Origin of the sequence: Paraburkholderia podalyriae, from assembly GCF_014397785.1 — a bacterium.
GTDB lineage: Bacteria > Pseudomonadota > Gammaproteobacteria > Burkholderiales > Burkholderiaceae > Paraburkholderia > Paraburkholderia podalyriae.
The window spans coordinates 1-1,858 of record NZ_VZQQ01000202.1 but is presented as its reverse complement, the minus strand read 5'-3'; the positions used below and the strand labels follow the sequence as shown (position 1 = coordinate 1,858).

Annotated in this window: 1 protein-coding gene; it reads left to right on the top strand. The window is 58.4% G+C overall.

The features are described 5' to 3' along the window. The first annotated feature begins 447 nt into the window (after positions 1-447). Positions 448-1,809 (top strand): IS110 family RNA-guided transposase, encoded by a 1,362-nt coding sequence (locus F6X42_RS42480; protein WP_187639711.1) that lies wholly within the window; start codon positions 448-450, stop codon positions 1,807-1,809. Positions 1,810-1,858: the final 49 nt, after the last annotated feature.

The window sequence follows — 1,858 nt, the reverse complement described above, 5'->3', positions numbered from 1 at the left end:
CAGGTATCTATAGCAGTGCGGGGTTGACGCCGAGGGCCAAGTCGATGATGGGGCTGCAAGGCGCCTCGACGAAGTGATCGCGGGTCGACCTCGTACCATCGAATTCAATAGCTTCTTATCTGAATCTGGGCGCAGGGCGAACGCCGAGGGGCAAGAGTATGAGGCCGAGCTTCTGTCGATTCTGACTCGCCGTTCAACTCCGCCCGATCACTCGCTGGTACTCTTGCCTGCGGGCACCGGGCCCGGCGACCTTAAGAACGTGGGAGAGCCCGCAAAGTTCGTCCCGACGATGTGAAGCCCATGGTTGCAGGGTTCGGGCTGGCGCAGGCAAGAGTAACGAGATGGTGGCGCATGAATCTGCGAATTTCAAGCGGCCACGAATGAAACACCTGGCAGTGCTGCCCAGCAACGAGCCCTCTGATTCGTTGATAAGGAGAACAATAACTCATGGCTTCTATCAGCAATGCACCCGTGCGTCACCGAACCGTCGGCATCGATTTGGCAATCAGTGCAGTACAGGTCGCGCAGATCTTCGACGATGGACGTGCAATTGGCAAGCCGATTCGCTTCCGTTTGACGTCAACCGACCTCAGGCGTTTCGTGTCAGCCATCAAGAGTGGCGTCAGCGCAGACACGCCGATCACAGCAGTAATGGAACCAACCGGCATGGCATGGTTTCCGGTGGCGAACTGGCTGCAGCGTGCCGGAATCAAGGTCATTCGGGTAAAAGGTCAGCGCGTGAAAGCGTTGCGCAAATACCTCAGCGAGCACGCCAAGACAGATGCGGCCGACGCGCATGTATTGGGCGCAATACCTGGCTTTGGTGGTCGTGGTCTCGACCCAGTTCATGTGCCAGGGCCCGAGCAACATTCGCTACAACGACTGACCAAACAGCGTCACCGCTATCAGGAACTGGTATGTTCTGCGCGGCGCCGCGTTCTTGACCTCATCCGCTGGGCCTGCCCGGCCCTTGAGCCCGTGTTACCCGATACCGTGACGCAGCTCACGCTAGCAATTCTCGGCGAGCTGTTCGATCCGCGCAAGGTTGTCGCCATGCGACGCGATGTACTCGCCCGATTCCTGTCGCGACACGCGTCAGGAAATCATCCCAAGAGCGGCCCCTTTATCGATTCGCTGGTCGAGAAACTTAAGTCAGCGGCCGAAGAGACCATCGAGCTCCATGGTGATAGTGTCGATTTCGTTGCACTGCAATTCGAGGTGGCACAGGAGGTCGAACATTTGCGTTTGTGGGATCGTCACGTCAGCGCGATCGAGCATGAGGTCGAGCAAATCTACCAGCGAGTGCATCCGTCAAATGCGCTCCGGTCTATCCCTGGCATTGGGGCGACCCTGGCTCCCTTGCTCATCGGCGTACTCGGCTACGCAAAACGCTTCCGTAACGAGGATCACATCCGTGGCTTCTGCGGCATGTTCCCGACCAGAAATTCGTCGGGTGGCCTGGATAAGCCCGGCCAGAGGCTGACAAAGAGCGGTAGCGACCGTGTCAAGCGGGCGCTCTACATCGCCGCGGACGTCGCACGCAAGATCGATCCAGATCTTGCCGCCGTTTACTGGCGTCTCATGGTGAACAAGGGACATCACCACAAGCAGGCCATTTGCGCAGTTGCTACGCGTTTGATCAACCGGATCTATCGAGTGCTGAAGACCGGCGAGCCGTACGTGCTTCGGGACCGGGAAGGCAACGCGATTACTGTCCAGGAAGGCAAGCGTATCGTCGTTGAGCGATTCACCGTGCCGCTCGAAGTCCGCCAGTCTCGCAGGAACCAGCCCATGCCAGAACCAGCGTAGAGCCTCGTTCCGACGCCACGAATAAGCGTTGACAGTCGGTACGAGATCA

What these genes read in the sequence shown, in the direction of transcription:
- F6X42_RS42480 (WP_187639711.1), top strand. Translation starts at nt 448, where the DNA reads ATGGCTTCTATCAGCAATGCACCCGTGCGTCACCGAACCGTCGGCATC.